This is a genomic window from Streptomyces sp. RLA131, assembly GCF_056270125.1.
On sequence record NZ_JBWDOQ010000002.1, the window covers coordinates 8,379,132 to 8,401,246 of the forward strand.

General features: G+C 69.5%; 18 protein-coding genes and 5 pseudogenes. 11 read left to right on the forward strand and 12 right to left on the reverse strand.

Annotated features, from left to right (window positions below; translation table 11 throughout):
- Positions 1 to 5 precede the first annotated feature (5 nt).
- The 3 genes from RWE79_RS38990 (at position 6) to RWE79_RS39000 (ending at position 1,419) form a co-directional block, all read left to right on the forward strand.
- The gene (locus RWE79_RS38990; protein ID WP_475945432.1) at positions 6 to 497 is read left to right on the forward strand and encodes an SRPBCC family protein; all 492 of its coding nucleotides are present in this window, start codon (positions 6 to 8) and stop codon (positions 495 to 497) included.
- A gap of 525 nt (positions 498 to 1,022) precedes the next feature.
- Complete coding sequence (locus RWE79_RS38995; RefSeq protein ID WP_475945434.1) at positions 1,023 to 1,175, forward strand: hypothetical protein; 153 nt, start codon at positions 1,023 to 1,025, stop codon at positions 1,173 to 1,175.
- Positions 1,176 to 1,191: 16 nt separating this feature from the next.
- Entirely contained in the window at positions 1,192 to 1,419 is a 228-nt protein-coding gene (locus RWE79_RS39000; RefSeq protein WP_475945436.1) for a hypothetical protein, read from the forward strand.
- Here RWE79_RS39000 and RWE79_RS39005 read toward each other — a convergent pair.
- The 3 genes from RWE79_RS39005 to RWE79_RS39015 all read right to left on the reverse strand — a co-directional run bounded on the left by RWE79_RS39005 (position 1,416) and on the right by RWE79_RS39015 (position 7,921).
- Complete coding sequence (locus RWE79_RS39005; RefSeq protein WP_475945438.1) at positions 1,416 to 2,120, reverse strand: hypothetical protein; 705 nt, start codon at positions 2,118 to 2,120, stop codon at positions 1,416 to 1,418. The two genes, RWE79_RS39000 and RWE79_RS39005, sit on opposite strands and share 4 nt — an antisense overlap.
- A gap of 750 nt (positions 2,121 to 2,870) precedes the next feature.
- The gene (locus RWE79_RS39010) at positions 2,871 to 5,288 is read right to left on the reverse strand and encodes an ATP-binding SpoIIE family protein phosphatase (protein ID WP_475945440.1); all 2,418 of its coding nucleotides are present in this window, start codon (positions 5,286 to 5,288) and stop codon (positions 2,871 to 2,873) included.
- Between the two features lie 170 nt (positions 5,289 to 5,458).
- Entirely contained in the window at positions 5,459 to 7,921 is a 2,463-nt protein-coding gene (locus RWE79_RS39015) for a SpoIIE family protein phosphatase (RefSeq protein WP_475945443.1), read from the reverse strand.
- Between the two features lie 379 nt (positions 7,922 to 8,300).
- Here RWE79_RS39015 and RWE79_RS39020 point away from each other — a divergent pair, with 379 nt between their 5' ends.
- On the forward strand, positions 8,301 to 8,933 hold the full coding sequence (locus RWE79_RS39020) for a TetR/AcrR family transcriptional regulator (RefSeq protein WP_475945445.1): 633 nt from the start codon (positions 8,301 to 8,303) through the stop codon (positions 8,931 to 8,933).
- A 193-nt stretch (positions 8,934 to 9,126) separates the two neighbouring features.
- Here RWE79_RS39020 and RWE79_RS39025 read toward each other — a convergent pair.
- The 5 genes and pseudogenes from RWE79_RS39025 to RWE79_RS39045 all read right to left on the reverse strand — a co-directional run.
- Positions 9,127 to 9,387 (reverse strand): annotated as a pseudogene (locus tag RWE79_RS39025) (cytochrome P450); the annotation flags it as partial.
- Positions 9,388 to 9,553: 166 nt separating this feature from the next.
- Positions 9,554 to 9,925 carry a hypothetical protein gene (locus tag RWE79_RS39030; protein WP_475945447.1) on the reverse strand — a complete coding sequence of 124 codons (372 nt, stop codon included), beginning with the start codon at positions 9,923 to 9,925 and terminating at the stop codon, positions 9,554 to 9,556.
- Positions 9,926 to 9,940: 15 nt separating this feature from the next.
- A pseudogene (locus RWE79_RS39035) lies at positions 9,941 to 10,448 on the reverse strand (FAD-dependent oxidoreductase); the annotation flags it as partial.
- Positions 10,438 to 10,643, reverse strand: a pseudogene (locus tag RWE79_RS39040) (ferredoxin). The pseudogenes RWE79_RS39040 and RWE79_RS39035, both read right to left, overlap by 11 nt.
- Before the next feature lie 122 nt (positions 10,644 to 10,765).
- The gene (locus RWE79_RS39045; protein ID WP_475945449.1) at positions 10,766 to 10,999 is read right to left on the reverse strand and encodes a hypothetical protein; all 234 of its coding nucleotides are present in this window, start codon (positions 10,997 to 10,999) and stop codon (positions 10,766 to 10,768) included.
- Between the two features lie 153 nt (positions 11,000 to 11,152).
- Here RWE79_RS39045 and RWE79_RS39050 point away from each other — a divergent pair, with 153 nt between their 5' ends.
- The 5 genes and pseudogenes from RWE79_RS39050 to RWE79_RS39070 form a co-directional block, all read left to right on the forward strand.
- Positions 11,153 to 11,419 (forward strand): hypothetical protein, encoded by a 267-nt coding sequence (locus RWE79_RS39050; RefSeq protein ID WP_475945451.1) that lies wholly within the window; start codon positions 11,153 to 11,155, stop codon positions 11,417 to 11,419.
- Entirely contained in the window at positions 11,407 to 11,826 is a 420-nt protein-coding gene (locus RWE79_RS39055; RefSeq protein WP_475945453.1) for an SsgA family sporulation/cell division regulator, read from the forward strand. The genes RWE79_RS39050 and RWE79_RS39055 overlap by 13 nt, the downstream gene beginning before the upstream one ends.
- A gap of 70 nt (positions 11,827 to 11,896) precedes the next feature.
- Entirely contained in the window at positions 11,897 to 12,226 is a 330-nt protein-coding gene (locus RWE79_RS39060; RefSeq protein ID WP_475945456.1) for an NIPSNAP family protein, read from the forward strand.
- Between the two features lie 100 nt (positions 12,227 to 12,326).
- Complete coding sequence (locus tag RWE79_RS39065; RefSeq protein ID WP_475945458.1) at positions 12,327 to 13,124, forward strand: TetR/AcrR family transcriptional regulator; 798 nt, start codon at positions 12,327 to 12,329, stop codon at positions 13,122 to 13,124.
- Positions 13,078 to 13,498: pseudogene (locus tag RWE79_RS39070) on the forward strand (alpha/beta fold hydrolase); the annotation flags it as partial. The gene RWE79_RS39065 and the pseudogene RWE79_RS39070, both read left to right, overlap by 47 nt.
- A 94-nt stretch (positions 13,499 to 13,592) precedes the next feature.
- Here RWE79_RS39070 and RWE79_RS39075 read toward each other — a convergent pair.
- Both RWE79_RS39075 and RWE79_RS39080 read right to left on the reverse strand, forming a co-directional pair.
- Positions 13,593 to 13,844: pseudogene (locus RWE79_RS39075) on the reverse strand (hypothetical protein); the annotation flags it as partial.
- A 126-nt stretch (positions 13,845 to 13,970) separates the two neighbouring features.
- The gene (locus tag RWE79_RS39080) at positions 13,971 to 14,552 is read right to left on the reverse strand and encodes a TetR/AcrR family transcriptional regulator (RefSeq protein ID WP_475945460.1); all 582 of its coding nucleotides are present in this window, start codon (positions 14,550 to 14,552) and stop codon (positions 13,971 to 13,973) included.
- A 799-nt stretch (positions 14,553 to 15,351) separates the two neighbouring features.
- On the opposite strand from RWE79_RS39080, the gene RWE79_RS39085 reads away from it, so the two are divergent.
- Complete coding sequence (locus RWE79_RS39085; RefSeq protein ID WP_475945462.1) at positions 15,352 to 18,573, forward strand: bifunctional cytochrome P450/NADPH--P450 reductase; 3,222 nt, start codon at positions 15,352 to 15,354, stop codon at positions 18,571 to 18,573.
- A gap of 135 nt (positions 18,574 to 18,708) precedes the next feature.
- A complete protein-coding gene (locus RWE79_RS39090) occupies positions 18,709 to 19,755 on the forward strand; it encodes a zinc-binding dehydrogenase (protein ID WP_475945464.1) in 1,047 nt (348 codons plus the stop codon).
- Between the two features lie 292 nt (positions 19,756 to 20,047).
- Here the strand turns inward: RWE79_RS39090 and RWE79_RS39095 are convergent, their stop codons facing one another.
- Positions 20,048 to 20,698, reverse strand: coding sequence for a SpoIIE family protein phosphatase (locus RWE79_RS39095; RefSeq protein WP_475946411.1), 651 nt, complete (start codon positions 20,696 to 20,698; stop codon positions 20,048 to 20,050).
- Positions 20,699 to 20,816: 118 nt separating this feature from the next.
- Positions 20,817 to 22,046: a PP2C family protein-serine/threonine phosphatase gene (locus tag RWE79_RS39100; RefSeq protein ID WP_475945466.1), complete on the reverse strand. Its 1,230-nt coding sequence runs from the start codon at positions 22,044 to 22,046 to the stop codon at positions 20,817 to 20,819.
- Positions 22,047 to 22,115 lie beyond the last annotated feature (69 nt).

Below are 22,115 nucleotides of genomic sequence, written 5' to 3' on the forward strand. Positions count from 1 at the left end.
GCGCCATGGATGACTTCTGCGCAAAACGGGCGATCCCTGCGTTGTTCCGTTTGGTCACCAAGCGCTTCGGGGACCAGGGGGCTATGGGTGACTACAGCGAGAGCATCAGTGTGCAGGTATCGCCGGACCGGCTCTTTGCCTATCTGTCCGACGTGCAGCATCTGCCGTCGTACATGCCGCGGCTGACGTCCGCGCGCCCTCATGACGGCGACAGGGTCACCGTCACCGCCCACATCAACCCCCCTGATGCATCGGAACAGGACGTGACCAGCGAGGCGTGGATCCACGTACTGGGGGACGGCAGAAGCCTGGAGTGGGGCGCGCCGGGACCGCACGACTACCGGGGCCGGCTGCACGTGGACGAAGGTGAGGGCGCCGGCAGCTCCCGCCTGACTGTGGAGCTGCATACCGAGCACGCGGAAGGCGAGCAGATTGACCACGGGCTCGACGAGGCATTGCGCGGCATTAAGCAGGCGGCGGAAGAGGCTGAACGCTGACACCGCTTCAGCACGGGGGACGACCCGCCGGCGGCGGGTCGAGAGCGTGCTCTTTGACGGGGCAGCAGAGTGCTGCATACCTGGGGCCGGCTGACACCGACACGCAGGGAATAGGGTCGCGGTAAGCGATCGCTTGCCCGCTCTCGGGCCCTTGGGGCCAGTGGCGCGAGGCAGGACGCCAGTCCAGTCAGCGAGGTGCGCCTGCAGCGCTCCACGCTCCGTCACTCCCATCACGAGCTGTTCGAGTCGTTGCGCCAGCAAACGAGGCCGGGGCTGCTGGAAGAGTCGCTGCCGACCAAGTTCCCCGTGGCAGCGATGGCGGCCGACGTCGAGATCGGGCTGTCAACGGCCCGGTGCGGGCCCCAGGGCCGTTGATCAGCGACGACGAGGTGGCCGAGTTCGCCGCCTGGTTTCGACGGGCGGCTACGCGGAGTAGCCGGCGCGGACCTCACCCGGCCGCTCGAGGCCGCGCGCGAACTGCACCGCACGGTGGAGGAAGCCCGGGCGGACGGATGGACCGCTGTCGTGCTCTCGCGAGCGCGGAACCTCGCGACTCGCTCGTTGGTGATCTGCTCGGCGACCTCCACGTCGAACCGGCGTTCGATGTCGCCGCTCTTCGTCTTCCAGTGGGCGGGGGTGTCGGTGCTGCTCGATGCGATCGACGCCGGCGTCGGCTGAGCCAGGCCAAGGTGGTGTGCCCCCGTCACAGCGGGGAGGCCGCGGCAGAGCACCTGGGCGCGGACCTGGGGCGGTCACCTACGCCGCGGTCGCCGAACGCTCCGGTGACGGCCGGGCCACGGTCTACCGCCACCGGCCGCAGCAGCATTTCCTGCCCGGCCACGGTCTGACCGGCTCCGACGGCAGCGGGCGGGGCGCCGACACATTCGCCACGCCGAAGTCCGGGACCGTCTTCCCGCTCTAGGGATTCGTGCCGGTGTCGCCCTCGTCATTCGAAGAGTCCCGCTGCTTCCTCTCGCCCGGAGCGGAGAGGTCCTCGTGCTCGTCCAGCAGCTCCAGGAGCGCGGCGTCCGCCTTCCGCTTTTCCCCTCTCGTCAGTTCAAGAGGTGCGTTGCTGTAGACGGTGTACCGGTCGGGATCGATGATGTTGGCGGCTCTCAAGGTGAACGTCAGAAGGGTGCGCCACCCCTTGCGGTGGCCGACCATCGCCTGAATCTGGGCCTTGTAATTACGCGGCTCCGGAACGAATCCGGAAAACGGTGCCTCGAACTCGATGAAGCGTTGCTGCGCTTCCCTGCCGGCCACGGCGAATACGGCCGGAAACTTCGGCTCCTCCTCCGGCCTGGGTTGGAGACGGGACGGTGAAGAGATCCACAGGAGCGGCAGAGGATAGGCGGGCTCATCAGGGAAGGTCAACCTGAGGTCCTGCACGACTATCGGCTTGGCGCCGGTGTTGTGAAGGACGAGCGGAAGCCTCAGGCGAGCCTCGGAGGAGTGGACGATCGCGGCAAAGGAATGAGGCTCCCAGGACTTCAGGTGCCCTCGCCTGACGTTGATCCACCAGAAGGATGCGACGGTAAAGATCAACGCGCAAACCGACACGACGCCGGCACCAGGAATCGATGGAAACTCACCCTGAACTGCTGCGGCCGTTAGTGGAAGCACAGATTCAGTGTGCCAGCCTCAGGGCGGGCGCGCTAACAGAAGTCGGTGAGGCGGGGTCCTTGAGCGGCCCAGCCTCTGGGTGCGGAGCAGCTGGGTTCCTTCGTCCTTCGGCGATGAGGTGCGCCAGCAAAGCGTCCAAGTCGATGCGCCCGGGCTTCGCGTGGCTCATCCCCGGCGTGTCAGCAGCGGACAATGGTCCGGGGCGGTGACTGGTGGTGTTCGACGACCTCACCCAGCCCTCCGACCTGGACGGGCTGTGGCCGCCGGACAGCCCCGACGGGCGGGCCCTGGTCACCACCCGCCGTCAGGACGCCGCCCCGACCCGGCCCGGTCGGGGCACCGGCTGGAAGCCGGTGCCGCCCCTGCCCGGCCCGCACCCGCCGCACCACCACCGCCGACAGCGCCCGGACCGTGGGCTTCGCGGTGGTGCAATGCCCCGGCCGCGCGGCCCACGCCGCAGGTTCTTGCCCACAGATCCAGGGAGCTGAGCCACGTTCAGTGACGCGGCGGTCACGGCTTTCCAGCGGCATTGGCAACCAGCACTGGGCCCGGGGCCGGTGCGGCCGCGGCCTCGATACGGCGGGGCTTGTCGCGGCGTCGCAGTGCCCTCTCTTCCGTATTGAATGCCAAGCCCGGCTTCGGTGACGGCACCTGATTCCGGTCGCTGCGCCTCCATCGAGCCGAGCCGCGCCGCGGCCACGAGGCGGGAGACTGCTCCTGCTCGCAGACTCCGGCCTCGGGCGGCCGCTGTCATGGCACACCGGGTCGAGAGACATCAGAGCTGTGGGGACTCTCCCGCGACCCACCTCGGTGAGCTGTGGATTCAGGGGGAACCTGGATGACTTGCTCGGACCAGATTGTCTTGCCGTTCTGGCCATGGCGACAGCCCCATCGTCCGCCGAGTTGAGCGATGAGGAAGAGGCCGCGTCCTCCCTCGTCGGTGGTGCGGGCACGCCGTAGACGAGGTTGGGTGCTGCTGGAGTCGGTGACCTCGCATACCAGGACGTGGTGGCGAATCAGACGGAGTTCCATCGGCGGGCGACCGTAGCGGATGGCGTTGGTCACCAGTTCGCTGACGATGAGTTCGGTGGTGAAGAGAAGGTCGTCCAGGCCCCAGATGGTGAGTTGACGGGCTATCCACTCTCGAGCCTTGGAGGCGGCGGTCGGATCGTCTGGGATCTCCCAGTGAGCGATGTCCGTCGCTGGGATGGCGCGGGTGCGGGCCAGCAACAGGGCCGCGTCGTCGCGCGGCGCCTGGTCCGCCAGGTCGGCGAGGAGAGCCCGGCCGGTTTCGTCCAGGGCACGATCCGGACGGCAGCGCGCGGCGAGGGCTTCCGTCAGGTGTCGCAGACCCTGGCCGACGTCGCGATCGCCCCGTTCAACCAGACCGTCGGTGTAGAGAGCGAGAACACTGCCCGGCTCGACGTCGATCACGGTGGTCTCGTACGGCATGCCGCTGAGGGTGAGTGGTGGTCCCGGGGAGATTCCTATCGCTTCTGCGGTCCCGTCGGGCCGGAGCAGGACGGGTGGCGGGTGGCCGGCACTGGCCATGGTGCAGCGCCTGGTGACCGGGTCGTAGACCGCGTACAGGCATGTGCCGCCGACGATGTCGCGGTCGCCGGATGGGGCTTCGGCCGCGAGGCGCTGGATCAGGTCCGCGAGCCGGGCGAGCACCTCGTCCGGTTCGAGTTCCAGGTCCGCGAGCGTCTGGATGGCGGCGCGCAGGCGGCCCATGGTGGCGCTTGCGGGCATGCCGTGGCCGACCACGTCTCCGGCGACAAGGGCCAGCCGCAGAGAGGGCAGAGCAATGGCGTCGTACCAGTCGCCGCTGCTGCCTGCTCCGCTGCCTGCGGGCAGGTAGAGGCCGGCGGTCTCGGCTGCCGGAGTGTCGGTCGTGGCCGGGGGGAGGAGGCTCTGCTGCAAAGCCACGGCCGCCCTGTGCTCGCGCGTGTAACGGCGGGCGTTGTCGATGGCGAGCGCACCCCGTGAGGCGATCTGCTTCATGAGCTCCGCCTCGTCCTCGGTGAAGGGATCGGACCGGCCGCAGCGCCAGGCCGATATGGCGCCGAGCGTGAGACCACGGGCGTGCAACGGTGCCACCAGCATCGAATGGGCGTCCTTCGGGACGAGATACTCGACGAGCTGCGGGTCTCTGACCATGGCGATGAAGTCGTCAAGGCCGAAGACGACCGGCTCGCCGTCTCGGAAGCTGCGCAGCAGGGGGTGGTTGGGAAGGGGCGGGATGGACTCGCCGCGCTTGATGCCGGCCGGCCACACCGCGGTGGCCGGCGCGAGGGCCGCGTTGCCCATGTCTCCACCGCCCAACTGCTTCGAGGGTTCGTCCCCGTCGAAAACGGAGTGCGCAAGGTCGACTGCGGCGAAATCTCCAAACGCAGGTACGAGAACGTCCGCAAGGTCCTGCGCTGTGCGCACGACATCCAGGGATCCTCCTACTCGCTCCGCCACCTCGCGGGCGAGATCCAGATGACGGCGGGCGCGCATCTGGTCGGTGTTGTCGAAGTACAGGGCTGCGATCCCCGTGGGGTGCCCTCGCGCGTCCTCGAGTCGGAAGGCGGACAGCGAGAGCGCGTGCCGCCGCGCCGGATCGTGCCGCCAGCGCACTTGCTGGTTTCTGCGGACCACTGGGGCACCCGTCTCGAGTACCCGGCGCAGTACTGCCTCGAGGTTCTCGGCGTCCTCGGCGCACAGCACGTCGCTCAGCCGAGTGCCGGGCTTTACCGGAGGGCCGTCGAGACCGCCCGGCGTGGCGTTCGTCTGCACGGTGGTGAGATCCGTGTCGTGCACGGCGATCGTGATCCGGTTCTGCGCGGACAGCGCACGCAGGAGCGCTGCGCCCTGCTCGTGGTCGGCGATGTGGTGGGTAGGGGCCGCCAGGACGAGGACCTCCGCCGAGCCGCCCACCTTGGTGGCCCGGAAGGTGACATCGATGGTGTCGCCGCTCCGGTGCCACAGCCGTACCCGGCCGGACGCCGGCATCTCCGTGGCGCGGCGCAGGTCGTCCGGGAGGTCGGCCACCAGTTCCCGCACGGGGCGGCCGCAGACATCCTCGGCGCGGAACCCCGTCAGGTCCTCTGCTGTCCCGGTCCACCGCACCACCGCGCCTCGATTGTCGAGCACGGCGGCTGCCGGAGCGTCGAAGGCGTACAACCTGCCGCTGGGACCGCCGGAACAGGAGACGCCCGTCGACCCTTGGGAGGCGCCTGCCGAGCAGGCGTTGCTGACACTCTCTATATCCATCTCTGGCTTCCTTATACGAGAGCCTGCGGCTCTGGAGACCGCATGCTGTGGCGGCCGTCGGCGGCCCGGTCCGCGGCGCGTCACACCGTGACGGCTTTGGAGGGCAGGTCTTGTTCGGCCCAGACGACCTTGCCGTCCGTAGCGGTGCGGCAGCCCCACCTGCGGGACAACTGAGCGACGAGGAAAAGACCGCGGCCCTGCTCGTCGGTGATGTGCGGCCGGCGGGGGCGTGGGTGGCTGGTGTCGCTGTCGGAGACTTCGCACGTCAAGACCTGGTGCTGGATGAGCCGCAGGCGGATCGGGCCGTCGCCGTGGCGGATGGCGTTGGTGACCAGTTCACTGACGATCAGCTCCACGGTGGTCACCAGACGCTCAAGCCCCCATTCGCTGAGCTGACGGGCGGCTGCCTGCCGGGCGATGTGGACGGCGGCGGGCTGGTTCGGCAGCTCCCAGAAGGCGACCTGGGCCGGTTCGAGTCCGCGCGTCCGCGCAAGGAGCAGGGTGACATCGTCGGCCGGGGACTGAGTCGGCAAGGACTCGATCACCTGAGAGCACAGGTCTTCCAGGGACGAGCTGGTCTCTGCCAGGGCGGCGCCCAGGCGATCCAGGCCCACGTCGATGTCGTCGTCGCGGGACTCGACCAGACCGTCGGTGTAGAGCGCGAGCAGAGTTCCCTCGGGCAGTTCCAGTTCCACGGACTCGAAGGGGACCAGACCGAGGCCGAGGCCGAGCGGGGCCCCGGCGGGCATGTCGGGGAAAGTGATGTGGCCCTGCGGGTCGATGATCGCGGGCGGGGGGTGCCCGGCCCGCGCCATCGTGCACCGCCGGGTGACCGGGTCGTAGACGGCATAGAGACAAGTGGCGCCCACCGCCGCGGGGGCCTGGTCCGGAGCGTCGGCATCCTCCTCGCTCAGCCGCCTGACCGTGTCATCGAGGTGCGTCAGCAGTTCGTGGGGAGGCAGTTCCATGTCCGCGAGGGTGCGGACGGCGGTGCGCAGTCGGCCCATCGTCGCCGCGGCGTTGATGCCGTGTCCGACCACATCTCCGACGACGAGGGCCACCCGGGCGCCGGACAGCTTGATCACGTCGAACCAGTCGCCTCCCACGCCGTGGTCCGTGTCGGCCGGCACGTAGCGCGAGGCCACATCGAGGGCGGCGCCGCCTCCCACATGGTGGGGGAGCAGGTCGCGTTGGAGTGTCAGGGCCGCGGTGCGTTGGTGAGCGTACTGGAGGGCGTTGTCCAGGCTGAGCGCGGCCCGGGTGACGAGCTCTTCGGCGAGGAGGAGGTCGTCCTCCTGGAACGGCGTCTGCTCCTCGGAGCGGCCGAACAGCGCCAGTCCCAGCACACAGTGCCGCGCACGGATGGGGACGACCATCAAAGAGTGGATGCCGCTGTCACGGATCCTCTGCGCCCGCGTCGGATCGTGGTCGACCCATGGGCCGGCATGGGTGTCCAGCACGGGTTCCAGGTGAGATGTGCCCGTGCGCAGGGCGGCGGCGAATGACGAGGTCGGTTGGACGTGGATCACCTCTTCGCGCACCGCCGGCAACTCCAGGGCAGCCAGGTCGATGGAGGCCACCCCGGCACGGCGCAGCACAGGACGGCGGTCGCTCGTCGTGCCGATCCGTGCGGAGGGCTCGAGTCCGAACGGAACCGACTCCACGAGGTCGACGACGGCGACGTCGGCGAGCAGGGGTACGGCGAGGTCTGCCAGTTCTTGCCCGGTCCGCATGACCTCGAGGGTGCTGCCGATGTGCGTGCTGGCTTCGCTGAGGATGGCAAGGCGCTCGCGCGCCCGCCGGTTGCCGGTGACGTCCACGCTCATGGCGCACACGCCCAGTGCCGTGCCGTCCGCGTCCTGGAGGCAGAAGAACGAGGCCGAGTACGCCTGCTCCCGGCGCCGGACCGTCGACGACCACGCCCGGTACTCGTGGACCATGGTGATGCCACTCTCCAGCACCTGCCGCATCACCACCTCGAGCGCTTGGGCCTCGACGGCGGGCAGTGAGTCCCGCAGACGGCGTCCGAACCGTCGCTCAGGAGGAGTGCCGTCGTGGCGCTCCATGACGTCGTTGACCCAGGTACAGCGCAGCTGCGGGTCATAGACAGCGATGCCGACCGGTGCGCGGGCCAGGAGCGACTCCCGCAGAGCTCCGTTGGACGCCCCCGAGGACAGGGTGCCTATGTCGGTCACGGACACCAGCCACCGGGTGCCGGCGTCCTGCCCCCACAGCAGCGAGATCAGCAGCGACATTTTGATGACGTGGCCGTCGCGGTGGCGGACCATCACGGTGCCGGACCACCCACCCTGGGCACGACCCTGCTCGGCTACCCCTGCAGCACTCGGGGCGTCCTCGGCGGGCAGCAGCACGTGTGCGGCGGACCTGCCCACCACTTCCCCGGCCGAGTACCCGACAAGCTGCTCGGCGGCGTGCGTCCACCCCACCACCGTCCCCTCCGCATCGAGCATCGCTATGGCCGCGTCGGGTATCTCTCGGGGGCTCACCGGCTCGGCGAGCGGCGCGTGGTCAGTGTTCGTCATCTGGTTCTTCCCATCGGTGCGGAGGTGTGAGACAGCGCGGCATGTGCGGCGTCGGGCCGATCTGTAGCCGTGGTGGAACGGTGTCGGCCGGGGCTGAGCCCGGCGAGACCGGCCGTGCGAGGGGGCTCGCGACCGCGCCGATGGTTGAGCGGCCCAGCGCGACACCTGCCAACCTTGGACCGCTTTGTCCACTTCTGATGAAAGTGTCAGTTACGAGCGCTTCGTCGTCAAGCCCCTCGGAATTGATCAAAGCGTCAGATGTGAGCGTGTGCCGTCGCATCACGCGACCGTGGAGTCGGGATCGGTGGGCCAGGGTGGACACCCGAGGCGGGCAATGTAATGATGAATCCATCAGAACTGCTGCTCTAATTCATGGAGCATGCCGATGCCAGCCGTACGCAGGAACCGATTCGAACGCCGCCGTGCCGAGACCCGCCAGGCACTCGTCCGCGCCGCGCGGCAGACCCTGGCCGAGTCCGGTGGCGCCAGCGCCAGCATCCATGCCATCGCGGAGCGCGCGGACGTGGGCCTCGGCTCCTTCTACAACCACTTCACGGGCAAGCCGGACCTGTTCGACGTGGCCGTGGCCGAAGCGCTGGAGGAGTACGCCCAAGCCGTCGACGAACGCCTGCACGGCGTCGATGATCCCGCCGAGCGCCTCGCTGGAGGCGTGCGGCTCAGCGTGAGCATGGCCGAGTCATACCCGGAGATCATGCAGATGCTGTACCACAGCCAGCTCGGTCGGATATGCGCCGGCGACGGACTGGCGCGGGCGAAGCGCGATGTGGAGAAGGGCATGGCCGCAGGCCGGTTCACCGTGGTCGACCCGGTGGTCGCCCTGACCGTGCTGAACGGCAGCCTGCTGGCGCTCCTGGAGCTGTGGTGCAAGCGGCCCGAGGCCGACAGCGACCGGGCCGCAGGCACGATGGCCGAGATGATCCTGCACGTGCTCGGCCTCTCCCCGGATGAGGCCCGTGACGTCGCCCGGCGGCCCCTTCCCGCCGCAGCGTGAAGAGGGCCCTGCTGCTGCGCACCAGCCGACCGGCTCCGACGGCGCACCGGTTCCCGCGGCCCGCGTAATGGACCGGGGTGGCTGGTCTCTCTCGCCTGCTGTCGCCGCCCCTCAGCCTCAGAGCCGGACGGGCAGGTGGCGGGGGCCGCGCGGCATGGCGTTCTGCCGGTAGGGGGGCGGGTCCTGGACCAGGTGGTGCCGTGCCGAGGTGGGGGATCAGCGCGCCGAGCGCGGCCTCGGCTTCGATGCGGGCGAGTGGCGCGCCGAAGCACAGGTGGATACCGCTGCCGAAGCCGACGTGCTGGTTGTCCGGGCGGGTGGGGTCGAACCGGTCGGGTTCGCTGAACCGCATGGGATCGCGGCTGCCCGAGGCCAGCGCCAGGATGACGGACGTGCCGCCGGCGATGGTGGTGCCGGCGACGTCGATGTCGACGAGAGGAACCCGCTCGCGCATGTGGACCGGGGGCTCGTAGCGCAGCAGTTCCTCCACCGCTCGTGGCAGCAGGCCGGGGTCTTCGCGCAGACGTGCCGGCTGGTCGGGCCGGCGCAACAGGGTGAGGACGCCGTTGGCGATCAGTGTTCCGTGGTCTCGTGTCCGGCAATGAACAGCAGGATGGTGTTCACCGCGAGGTCCTCCTCGCTGAGCCGTACAGCCGGATCCGGTTCGTTGACGAGGTCGGAGAGCATGTCGCCGGTGGGCCGACCGCGTCGCTGTTCGGCGAGTTGGACCAGGACTGGCCCATCTCCCGCTGCGCCTGGCCGGCCGCCTGGTCCCGTTCGGCGGTGTCACCTTCGGGCCCGATGTCGGCGGACGCGACGAGGATGTCGGTCCAGTCCTGGAAGAGCTGCTCGTCCTTGTCCGGGATGCCGAGCAGGCGGCAGATCACGGACACGGGCAGGGGGTAGGCGAAGTCGTCGACGACGTCGATCTGCCTGCCCTCCTGGAACATTTCCGCCAGTTCCGTGGTCAGCTGGACGATCTCGCCGCGCATGGAGTCGACCCGTTACCGGCGGGCCGAGGCGATCTCCGAGCCCGTGAAGCCGCCGCCGATCAGCAGCACGCGCTCCGGCCCTGCGGCCAGCCGCTGGGCCGGCCCTCCGGTGTCCTCGCGGGTGCGCAGGGTGAACACCCCGTCCAGGGCGGCTTCCTCCGGGTTGGGCCAGGGCCGCGCGCGGGTTCCGGTGGCGATCAGCAGCCGGTCGTACGGCAGTGACTCGCCGTCCTCCAGCTGCACCTGTTTCGCGAGCAGGTCCACGCCGGTGGCGCGCACGCCCAGCCGCCAATCGGCGTCCGGGTCGACGGCGGACAGCATCGGCAGCCCGGTGCTGTCCGCCGTCGCCTGGCCGGCAGCACCTGCTTGGACAGGGGCGGTCGGTCGTAGGGCGGGTCGGGCTCGTCCCCGACCACGGTCAGTGAGCCCGTGAACGCCTCCTCGCGCAGCGCCTCCGCGGCCAGAGCCCGGCCAGCGACGCGCCGACGATGACGATACGGCCGTCCTTGAGGTCACCGGGCACTGGCGCTCACCTCCTCACCGAGGAGGATCGCCTGCACCGGGCACGCCGCCGCGGCCTGGTGCACTCGACCTGGTTGTCGGGGACGGCCGTGGCGTACAGCAACCCCTCCTCCCCGTGCAGCTGGAACACCTCCGGCGCGAGGAACACGCATTGCGCATAGCCCTGGCAGCGCGTGAGATCCACAACGGTCTGCATCCCCACCACTCCCGCCGTTGTCTCACCCCCTCGTTTCCAGCATGGGGGCCGGACCCGGGCGCCCGCATGCCACGGCTCCGGAGACGGAAATCCCGGGCGGCTCGTCCCTCAGGGGCGAGGGCTCAGCCCAGGGCGTGGCCGAGTCCGAAGGCCGCACCGATGAGGGAGAGATGAATGAACGCCCGGGAGTAGCTGGCAGGTTGCTCGCCGGTGTGACTGATCTCCACGGCGCAGAGCCCGAGATGGTCGGTCCAGGTGAGCATCTTCTCGCAGGACGGGCGGACTTCGTCCAGGCGGCCGACGTGTCTCGGCGAAGACGTCGAGCTGTTCATGCCGTGCCCGGCCGGGCGGGCCATTTCCGCCGCCTCGACAGTTCCATACGTTGTATGGTACTCCTAGAAGGGTGATTCCATACGCCGTATGGAAGAGTTTGCTCAGACCACGCCAGGCGCCGCACATCGCCTGCATGCAGCCATGGTGCAGATCGCGCCAATCGGGAAGGAAAGATCATGAAGAAGCTCACGAGGCGCGTTGGCGTCACCGCCTCCTCCGTGGCGGTCGCGGGTGTCGCCCTTCTCGGGGCCGGGGGCACCGCTTTGGCCGCGACCCCGGCATCCGCGCACGTCCAAAGCCCGGCCGCCGCCGGCGACTACCGCTGGGACCACGGTGTCGGCAACCCGTTCGAACTCGGCTACTCATGGGACGAGACCCATGGCTGGCGATCAGCGGTTGCTGACCGCCGCCCAGGCAGGAGTGAAAGTCGATGGAGTCGTTGAAGACCGTCACACAGGGGATGGCCGTGCAGCTTGTCATCTCGCGCACCTACTCGCTGTCCATGTGCATGAGCCTGCGGTACGAGCCCACTGATCCCTATGTCGTCCGTGCCGTCTTCTTCACCCACACCGACGAGCCGGCCGAATGGGTCCTGGGGCGTGATCTTCTGGCCGATGGCCTGAGGGGTTCCGCAGGCCGTGGGGACATCCGGGTCCGGCCGGCCGTCGGCCGTGGTGACCAAGCGATGTACATCGGCCTCGGGGCTCCGGCGGGCACCGCCTTGCTCGAGGTTCCCGTGCAGCACGTCAGGACCTTCCTGGAGGACACGGAGGCGCTGGTGCCACGGGGTACCGAGTCCGGACACATCGACTGGGAGCGCGAACTGGCGAACCTGTTCGCGAAAGGCTGAGAGAAGCCTCCCAACCGCCGTGCCGCTGGGGACCTTTGTCCCGGTGGCAGAAGAGAAGGAGAGAGAGTTCATGTCCCAGTACCAGCTTCGTGTCTACACACTGCGCAGCCCTGAGGCGCTCGTCGCCTACGAGAACATCTGGGCCAAGCACATTCCTGGTATGGCCAAGCACAGGATCACCACACACGGCGTCTGGACGGTGCCCGCAGCTCCCGGGAGTGAGTCGCCGCAGCTGTACGCCCTCGTTTCCTACCGGGACGCCGACGATGTTCAGGAGCGGCTGGAGGCGTACCTGTCCAGCCCCGAATTCCGTGCGGACATGGAGGACTTCGACATCAGCCAGATCGTCGGCGTCGCCGAGTCCTCGCTGACGCCCACCGCTGACTCACCCTTGCGGTGACAGGTACCGGCCGCTCGAAGTCCGCGGCGACCTCAGGAGTGATCGCCACCACGGGCCGCGAGCCCCCCGCGCTGACCTACGGCTTGGTAGCATACATTGTATGGAAAGAGTGAAGCGTACCCCTAGAGGTACTCGGAAGAGGGATGTGCCTCTGACCGAGGCAGGGATCTGCACCTCCGCCCTGCGGCTCATCGACGCGGACGGGGTCGAGGCGCTCACGATGCGCAAACTCGCCGCCGCGCTGGACGCGAACCCAATGTCGCTGTACCACCACGTGCCGAACAGGGAAGCATTGCTGCGTGGCGTGGCGAGAATGGTCGGCGCCCGGTTCCGCACCGTGACACTGGAGGACGCTCCCTGGCAGGAGCGCATGCGCCTGCTCGCCACGGATTTCCGGACGCTGGCACACCGCCATCCCAACCTCATGGCCTACTCGTTCAGCCAGCCGGACTTCCTCCAGCCCGAAGATCCCTTCTGGGTCGCGCTGACCGCCGTACTGGACGCCGCAGGGGTTCCGCAGTCGGAGATCCCGCAGCTCGCCGCGCTCGTGTGCGCCGTCGTCATCGGCGTGATGATCGCCGAGCTCAATGGCGCGCTCCACCGGTGGTCGAACCTCCAGCCCACCACACCCGCCTCCGGCGAGGACGGGCCGACGAACGAGGGCTCTGGCGAGGACGGGATGTTCCGCCTGGTGCTGGACACGATCATCAGCGGCCTGGAAAGCCGGCTCACAGCCGATCACGCCGGTGGGCGCGAAGGCCGGCCCCCGCAGAACCCCCGGCGCGCCACCGGAAGCGTCCCCCGTCAGCTCCGACCACCGGTCGCACGCTGCGAAGGAGAGCCCCCGGGGAATTCCATCTCGGACAGGGCGGCCGGGTTCAACCCGAAAGAGCAGTGAGGACCAAAAGCTGATCCACGGCGTCCCCGACACCCACCGTGTGTGGGACGGCGTGCGCCGGCACCTGATCCGGAGCGAGGTCGAGGCTTGGGATCTGCCCGGCTTCGGCACGCCCCGGCCGCGCGGCTTCGTCTCCACCAAAGAGGAGTACGTCGATCGGCTCATCGAACGTCTGGAGCGGGTGGGCGAGCCGGTGGATCTGGTCGGCCATGACCGGGGCTGCATCCTCACCGCGCGCGTCGCTTCCCTGCGGCCGGACCTCGTTCGTACGTGGACCGGCAGCAGCGGTCCGGTCAGTGCCGAGTACGTCTGGCATCCGTTGGCCAAGATCTGGCAGGACCCGGTCGAGGGCGACCGGTTCATGGACGAGCTCCACCCGGCGTCCTTCGCCAAGGATCCGGTGGAGAACCATGATGTCCCGGCCGAGGTGGCCGAGGACATGGTTCTGCGCGTAGACGGGACGATGAGGGACAGCATCGTCCCGGTGGGGGCGTAGGTGAGCAGCTTCAGGGCGAGGGCGGAGCGGTGCACCATCTCCCGCCGGCGGCCGCGGTAGCGGAACTGCTGCAGCCAGCGCCGCCAGAAGGCGACTGTGGTGGTGCAGTACCCGTCGATGGTCCCGTCGGTACCCACCAGGGCCGCTGTGCGCAGATCCCCGATCAAGCCGTGCTCGGCGATCGGCAGGTACCGGGCTGACGTGTGTGTCGGCGCTCCGGACATCGCAGCAGCCTCTCTACGCTCCTGCGTCCACTATGGTCCTTCCGCGACCGCGGCGGCATCAGTTCGGCCCGGTGGGGCGCCGCCGGACCGCGCCCCGCCCCACCGGAGCCGTTCCGCTTCCGACCGTCACACCCTCTCGTGGGCTCGTGCGACATGGTTCTCCACTCCGGCGACTGCGGCGGTCAGCGCGGAGTCGAACATGGTGTCGATCACGTCCTTGGAGGGCGGGGGCGCTTCTTCCTCGTCGGGGCCCGACGATGCCGGTGGCAGAGTGGCCCACCGCTGCAGTGCCCCGTTCAGTTCACTGAGCAGCAAACCTGTGAGCATACCGACCAGGGTCGCGGCAACGCGCGGAATCTCCTCCTCGGCCAGTTTCGCGGCGGCCAGGATGCCGATCAGTGCCTGCCAGAAGGGGTCCTCCGGCTGCACGTAGTCGGGACGCGTGAAGGAATACCCCATCAGTTCCGGGTGACGGTGCGACAGTTCGCGGAAGTCCCGGGCCAGTTGACGCAGCTGGTCCTGCCAGGGGATGCCCCCCCGCTCGTCCGCGCTGAACTGCGAACCGACCCGGTGGGCCACGCCGCGCAGCACGGCGTCCTTGTTCGGCACGTGGTGATACAGCGACATCGGGTTCGCATCGAGCGCGACCGCGAGTTTGCGCATGGTGAGCTCATCGACCCCGTCGGCGTCGATGAGCTGCAACGCCATGGCGTAGATGCCGTCCTTGGTGAGCGGTACGTCCCTCTTTCTTGTGCCCCGGGGGGGCTTCCGTTCAGTCACCATACAGTGTATGGTACCAGCGCCGGCGGCAATGCGGAGGACAGCGGCACCGTTTTCGGCCCCCCCGTTCCTGCGGCTTCGCAGAAGTGGGGCTGTGCGCGCTGGTGGGCGGCGCCGACTGGCGGCGGGCGGCGTGCTCGCCTGCGGCAGTAGATCACAGGTATGCCCTGACGAGGAGATCCTGGCGAACCCGGCTTGCCCGCCCTCGCGGGCTGATGCCGGACCGATCGAGCGCGGCGTAGGGATTTGAGGCGCCGCCGCGAGGCGGCACACGCGCCTGCTTCTCCGGCGCTGCCGTCAGACACCGACGCGCATGGGTGCAGACCCGACCGCCGCGATGCGCACTGGCAGGCCGGGGGGATTCGCTGCTCGCCGGGATGTCGCCACGGCCGCCGTCGCGGATCGTAGGTGTTCTCCACGGGTCGCACCCACCAGAAGGAGCCCGGTCGAGCTGCCGGCCGACGACGACCGGTCTCGCCCCTCGCCTCCTCCAGCCGGAAGCGCGCTCGGAAGCGCCTGGTCTTGATGCGACCCCGCTGCGCGAGCGTCGCCGTCCCTGATGAGCCCAACATTCCCGTTTTTTCGACCCAGGTCCGCCGATTGAGCTTCCATACGTCGTATGGTATTACTGTAGGCATACAGCGTATGGAAACTGGGCGTTGCCGTACCGGCGCCCCGCCACACCGAATGGCACCCTTGCCCGCCTTTCCCCTTGAAGGAGCCAGCCATGACCACACAGCCCGAGACTGACCTGCGGCCCATCCGGTCTGCGCGCGGGATTCCCCTGCTCGGTCACACGCCGCAGATCCCCAGCACCAACCCGGTGGAGTACTTCGGCGAACTGGCCAAGCAGTTCCCCGAGGGCATCTACGGCATGGACATCGCCGGTATCGAGCAGGTCTTCGTCTGGGACCCGGACCTGGTGGCCGAGGTCTGTGACGAGACGCGGTTCTTCAAGCAGATCGACAAGACGCCGCTGGCCCATGTCCGGGACTTCGCGGGGGCGGGCCTGTTCACGGCTCACCAGCACGAAGAGGAATGGGGCATGGCGCACCGTGTCCTCCTCCCGGCCTTCAGCCAGCGGGCCATGAAGGCCTACTACGGGCAGATGCTGGAGATCGCCCAGAACCTGGCGGGCAAGTGGGAGGCCAGGGAGGGTCAGCCGGTCAACATCACCGACGACTACACCCGGCTGACCCTGGACACCATCGCCCTGTCCGGGTTCGGTTACCGGTTCGACTCCTTCGACAAGGAGGCGCTGCACCCCTTCCTCCAGGCGCTGCTGGAGTCCCTGATCGAGTCGAACCAGCGCTCGCAGGAGCTGCCGAGCATGACCGCGCTCCGCAAGGACGACGACCAGAGGTACCGCGGGAACATCCAGCAGATGCAGGACCTGGTCGAGAGCGTGATCAAGGAGCGCCGCGAGGGGAAGGGCGCCGGTGAGGACGACCTGCTGGGCCTGATGCTGGAGGCCACCGACCCGGAGACCGGCAAGGTGCTGGACGACGACAACGTCCGGGACCAGGTGCTGACGTTCCTGATCGCCGGTCACGAGACCACCAGCGGCCTGCTGTCGTTCGCCACCTACTCGCTGATGCGCAACCCGCACGTCCTGGCCCAGGCCTACGCCGAGGTGGACCGGCTGCTGCCCGGCGACACCGTGCCGGACTACGACACGATCATGAAGATGGACGTCATCCCGCGGATCCTGGAGGAGACCCTGCGGCTGTGGGCTCCCATCCCGGCATTCGGCAAGGCCCCGATCGAGGACACCGTCATCGGCGGCCGGTACGAGCTGAAGGAGGGAACGCGGGTCAACTTGCTGATGGGCCCGCTGCACGCCCACCCCAAGGCGTGGGAGCGGCCCGACGAGTTCGACATCGACCGGTGGCTGCCGGAGAACCGGGTCAACCACCACCCGCACGCCTACAAGCCGTTCGGCAACGGCGTGCGTGCCTGCATCGGCCGGCAGTTCGCGCTCACCGAGGCCCGTCTGGCCCTCGCGCTGGTGCTGCAGAAGTTCAAGTTCTCCGACACCACCGACTACAAGATGGACACCAACGAGGCGCTGACCCGCAAGCCCAGCAACTTCGAGTTGGTCGTCCGTCGCCGTCAGGAACACCAGCGCACCGTCTTCGGCGTCGCGGACCTGCAGAGCGACGACACGCAGGAGCAGGCCGCGGTCAGCGGTGTGGGGGTGAACCTGACCGTCGCCTACGGCTCCAGCCTTGGTTCGTGCGAGGACCTGGCGCGCACCATCGCCGACCGCAGCGAGCGCTCCGGGTTCGGCACCACCCTGGTCGGCCTGGACGAGCTGGGTGACAACCTGCCCACCGAGGGCCTGCTCGTGGTCGTGGCCGCCAGCTACAACGGCAAGGCCCCGGACAACGCGCAGCGTTTCGACGACCTGATCGCCGCCGGACTCCCGGAGGGCTCGCTGAAGGACGTGCGGTTCGCGCTGCTGGGCGCCGGCAACACCCAGTGGGTGGCCACCTACCAGGCCTTCCCCACCCGGATCGAGGAAGGGCTGCTGGCGGCCGGCGCCACCCCCGTCATCGAGCGCGGCATCGCGGACGCCGCCGGTGACTTCGACGGCATGGCCACCCGCTGGATGGACACCCTGTGGACCACCCTGGCCGAGGAGTACGCCGCCGACACCTCCCAGGCCAGCGGCCCGCGGTACCAGGTCCAGCTGCTCACCGAGTCCGACGTGCGCCCCGCGATCGTCTCCGAGCAGGCCTACCCCCTCACCGTCGTGGCCAACGAGGAACTCGTGGCCGACGCCACCGGGCTGTGGGACTTCAGCATCGAGCCGCCGCGCCCGGCCGCGAAGTCCATCACCATCGAGCTCCCCGACGGCGTCACCTACGACACCGGCAACCACCTGGCCGTCTTCGCCAAGAACGAGCAGCCGCTCGTCGACCGCGCCCTCGCCCGCCTGGACGTGGAGCGTGACCAGGTGCTGCGCCTGGACATGCCCGCCGGCGGCCGCACCCACCTGCCGGTCGGCACCCCCGTCACCGCAGGGATCCTGCTCACCGAGTACCTGGAACTGCAGGACGTGGCCACCCGCTCCCAGATACAGACGCTGGCCGAGCACACCGAGTGCCCGTGGACCCGGCCGCAGCTGCAGGCCTACACGGCCGACACCATCGAAGCCGAGGAGCGGTACCAGACCGAGATCCTGGGCAAGCGGGTCTCCGTGCTGGGCCTGCTGGAGCGTTTCCCGGCGGTCGAGCTGCCGCTGGCGGTGTTCCTGGAGATGATGGGCCCGATCCGCCCGCGGTTCTACTCCATCTCCTCCGCCCCGCAGGCCAACCCGCGCCACGTGCGGCTGACCGTGGGCCTGCTGGAAGGCCCGGCCCTGTCCGGCGACGGCCAGTACCGAGGCACCTGCTCCTCCTACATCGCAGGCCTCAATCCCGGAGACGTCTTCTACGGCTACGTGCGCGTCCCCTCCCCGACCTTCGCCCCGCCCGCCGACCCGGCCACACCGCTGATCCTCATCGGTCCCGGCACCGGCATCGCGCCGCTGCGCGGCTTCCTGGAGGAGCGTGCCCACCAGCAGGAGAACGGCACGCAGGTCGGTCTGTCGCAGGTCTTCGTCGGCTGCCGCCACCCGGAGCACGACTACTTCTACCACCAGGAGATGCAGGCCTGGGAGCAGTCCGGGATCGCCCAGGTGCACACCGCCTACTCCGCGGTGACCGGCCACCCGGCCCGGTTCGTGCAGAACGCCATCGCCAACGCCGCCGACACCGTGTGGCAGGCCATCGAAGACGGCGCGTACATCTACGTCTGCGGTGACGGCCGCCGCATGGCACCCGCCGTCCGCGAGGCCCTCGCCGCGATCTACCGCGAGCGGACCGGCGCCGACGACGCGGCCGGCCAGCAGTGGCTCGCCCAGCTGGAAGCCGACGAGCGCTACCAGCAGGACGTCTTCGCCTAACCCCCCCCGGACGCCGGGAGGCGTGCGGGCGCACCTCCCTGCCCGCACGCCTCCCGGCCACCACACTCGCCGGGCACCACCTGGCACCCATCGGCGCGAACCGCCGGGAGTGCCGCTCACAGAAAGCAGAGCACCATGGACACCATGCTCGCCGGACGCTTCCACCTGGACAGCAAGAAGTTCGCCGTGGAAGAGGTCCCAGTCCCCGTTCCCGGCCCGGGCGAGGTCCTCATCGAGGTCAAGGCCGCAGGCGTCTGCCTCTCGGACGTCCACCTCATCGACGGCTCCCTCGTCCCGCTGTTCGCCACCTCCGACACGGTCACCGTCGGCCACGAGGTCTCCGGTGTGATCCACACCCTCGGCCCCGACCTCAAGCGCGGCCTGACCGTCGGCACCCGCGTCACCCTGGAAGCCGGCAAGACCTGCGGCCAGTGCGCCGGCTGCGTGCGCCGCCGCCCCTGCACCCAGATGCTCACCGCCGGAATCGACTACGACGGCGGCTGGGCCCAGTACACCCTCGCCCGCGAGGACACCCTCATCACCATCCCCGACAACCTCCCCTTCGACCAGGCCGCGATCATCCCCGACGCGGTCTCCACCCCCTACGCCGCCGTCGTCACCACCGCCGGCGTACGCCCCGCCCAGTCCGTCGGCATCTGGGGCGTGGGCGGAGTCGGCGCCCACAACGTCCGCATCGCCCGCCTGGCCGGCGCCGCGCCGATCATCGCCGTCGACCCGCTGCCCGGCGCCCGCGAGCGCGCCCTGGAATTCGGCGCGGACTTCGCCCTCGACCCGGCCGCCCCCGACTTCGCCGACCAGGTCCGCGCCGCCACCGCCGGACAGGGCCTGGACTTCGCCTTCGACTGCGCCGGCGTGCCCGCCGTCCGCGAGCAGGCCGCCGCCGCACTCGGCCTGGGCGGAGTGCTTATCCTGGTCGGCATCAGCCCCAGGCCTCTCACCATCAGCGAGGGCATGCTTTTCAACTACATGGGCAAGCAGGTGCGCGGCCACTACGGCGGCAGCCCCGAGTCCGTCACCGAACTGGTCCGCCTCGCCGAGGTCGGCCGTCTCGACCTGGCCCCCTCCATCACCGACCACATCCCGCTCGCCGAGGCCGCCGACGCGGTCAACCGGCTGGAGAACAAGATCGGCGACCCGATCCGCCTCATCCTCGTCCCCTGACAACTGAACAGAAAGTTCAGCAAGACCACCTCGGGCAGGGGTGAGTGGGCGCCGGTGCTTGAGGGAGCACCGGCGCTCACGGCTTCCCGGTATCCGGGTCTGGGGCATACCGACTTCGGGGCAGGTGAAGTCGGGCAGGGCGAGCCGGGTGATACCTCTGCGTGGAACGCACCGATGTACTGGCCGCCGCGGGAGGAACGGAACGCGAGGTCTCCCGGTGAGCGCCACGCCGAGTGGAGAATCAGGTGACTCCTTGTCCGCGTTCAGGTGTACGCCGACGGGCGCTGCGTCTTCAGCCAGTCGAAGCCCCCGAGGAACCTCGCGATCGTCTCGGCGGGCCGGGCGAGATGGTGCTCCTACGGCTCCCGGAACCTCCGGCGCTGCCGCTTCCGAGAAGAGCTCCGGCGCGCCCAGGGCGCACTCCGCCCAGACCGTCTTGCCACGTCGGGCATGGCGCGTTCCCCAGTGCTCGGCGAGTTGGGCGACGAGGAACAGACCTCGCCCGCCCTCGTCGAAGACACGGGCCCGGCGGGCCCGGCGCAGGCGCGGAGTGGTGCTGCCGGCATCCGCGACCTCGCACATGAGGGTGCGATCGTTCCTCCAGTTGTCCCCAGGTGGTCAGCTGCCCGGAGACGCTCGCTCTGCCCCGGGCGACCTCGGCCCGGTCGGCATCCACGTCGCAAGTGGCGACCTGACAGTCCCCGAGGGCGTGGGTGCGGGCCAGGAGGAGTGCCACGTCGTCGCGCGGTCGGTCTGCGGGCAGCAGCGCTTCGAGGAGCGCGTCGCAGCTCACCTCCAAGGAGGCGGAGGACTGCGCGAGGGCCTGGCACAGTCGGGTGAGGCCCGCCTCGACGTCGTGGTCGAGGGCCTTGACCAGGCCGTCGGTGCAGAGGGCGATGAGGCTGCCCTCGGGCAGGTCGATCTCCGCCGTCTCGAACGGCAGGCCGCCCGGCCCGAGTGGCGGGCCGACGGGCGAGGATGCCGGCGGTTCCCTCCCTGGTCACCACCACGGGCGGCACGTGCCCCGCGGTGGCGAGGGTGCAGCAGCCGGCGACGGGATGCTACACGGCGTGCGGGCAGGAGGCCCCGATGTCATTCGCGGCTTCGGTGTCCGTTTCGGCAGAGGCCTCGGAGGAGCCTTCTGCGGACAGACGGATGACGACGTCGTCCAGGTGGGTGAGGAGCTCGTCGGGCGGCAGATCGATGTCGGGGAGGGTGCGCACGGCGGTTCGCGGCCGGCCCATGGTGGCGGCGGCCTGGACGCCGTGGCCGACCACGTTGCCCACCGCGAGTGCGACCCGGGCACCGGACAGCGGGATGACGTCGTACCAATCGCCGCCCACGCCGAGCTGGGAGGCGGCAGGCAGATAACGGCAGGCGACCTCCACGGCGGACTGCGCGGGTGTACCGCGCGGGAGCAGACTGCGCTGGAGGGTGAGGGCGGTGGCGTGCACGTGCGTGTGCGTGTTTCGGCGGGCGTTGTCGATGGCCACCGCCGCCCTGGCCGCGATCTCCTGGGCGAGGAGCAGGTCCTCGTCCCCGTACGCGTCGTGCTCGTGGTGTCGGAAGAACTGGGCGACACCCAGCGTGGTGCCACGGGCGCACAGCGGTACCAGCAGCATTGATGCGGACGGGCCGAGGTAGTGCCGTGAGGGCTGGCCGGTGACCAGGGCGCGAGCCTGTGGCGATCCGTCCGGATACCTATGGAGCTGCTGCGGCGGAATCAGCGGTTCCCCGTAGCTCGCCCCGGCGTAACCGTCCGTTACCCACCGCTGGGCGACCCGGCGGACCACGAGTGTGCCCTGCGCGGGAGGCTCGTCTCCGGAAGACGTGTCGAGGAGGTCGACGGTGACGGCGGCATCGGCGAAGCGCTCACTTGCCAGGCCCGCCAACTCCTGGGCGGTGCGGTCGATGTCCAGGGTCGTTCCGACGCGTACGCTCGCCTCGTTCACCACCGACAGCCGCCACTGAACCTGGCGGTCCCGCTCGTCCTGGAAGGCCAGGACGTCCGCCTCCGATGTGCGGTCCTTGTACTCGGTCGCCAGCGCGATCAGCTTGCGGGTCCCCACACTGATCGTCTCGGCATCGCTGGTGAGCCGGGGCAGCTCTTCGAGCAGCCGGTCGAGGATGAGGCCCTGAGCGAGCCGGACGGCGCGCAGCAGCGCTGTGACCGGCTTCCCGTGCTGAGCCAGCCGACGCGCGCGCTCAGCGTCGGCAGCCGGCGGATCGATCCGCCTTGGCTCGATGCCGTGCTCGCCGCCGTGCTCGATGCCGAAAAGTAGGGCGGCCACGTGCTCAGCGACGTTGTCCCCCGTCATCCGCGCGATGCCCGGTTCGTCCCACAGCTCGTCCGCTCGCGG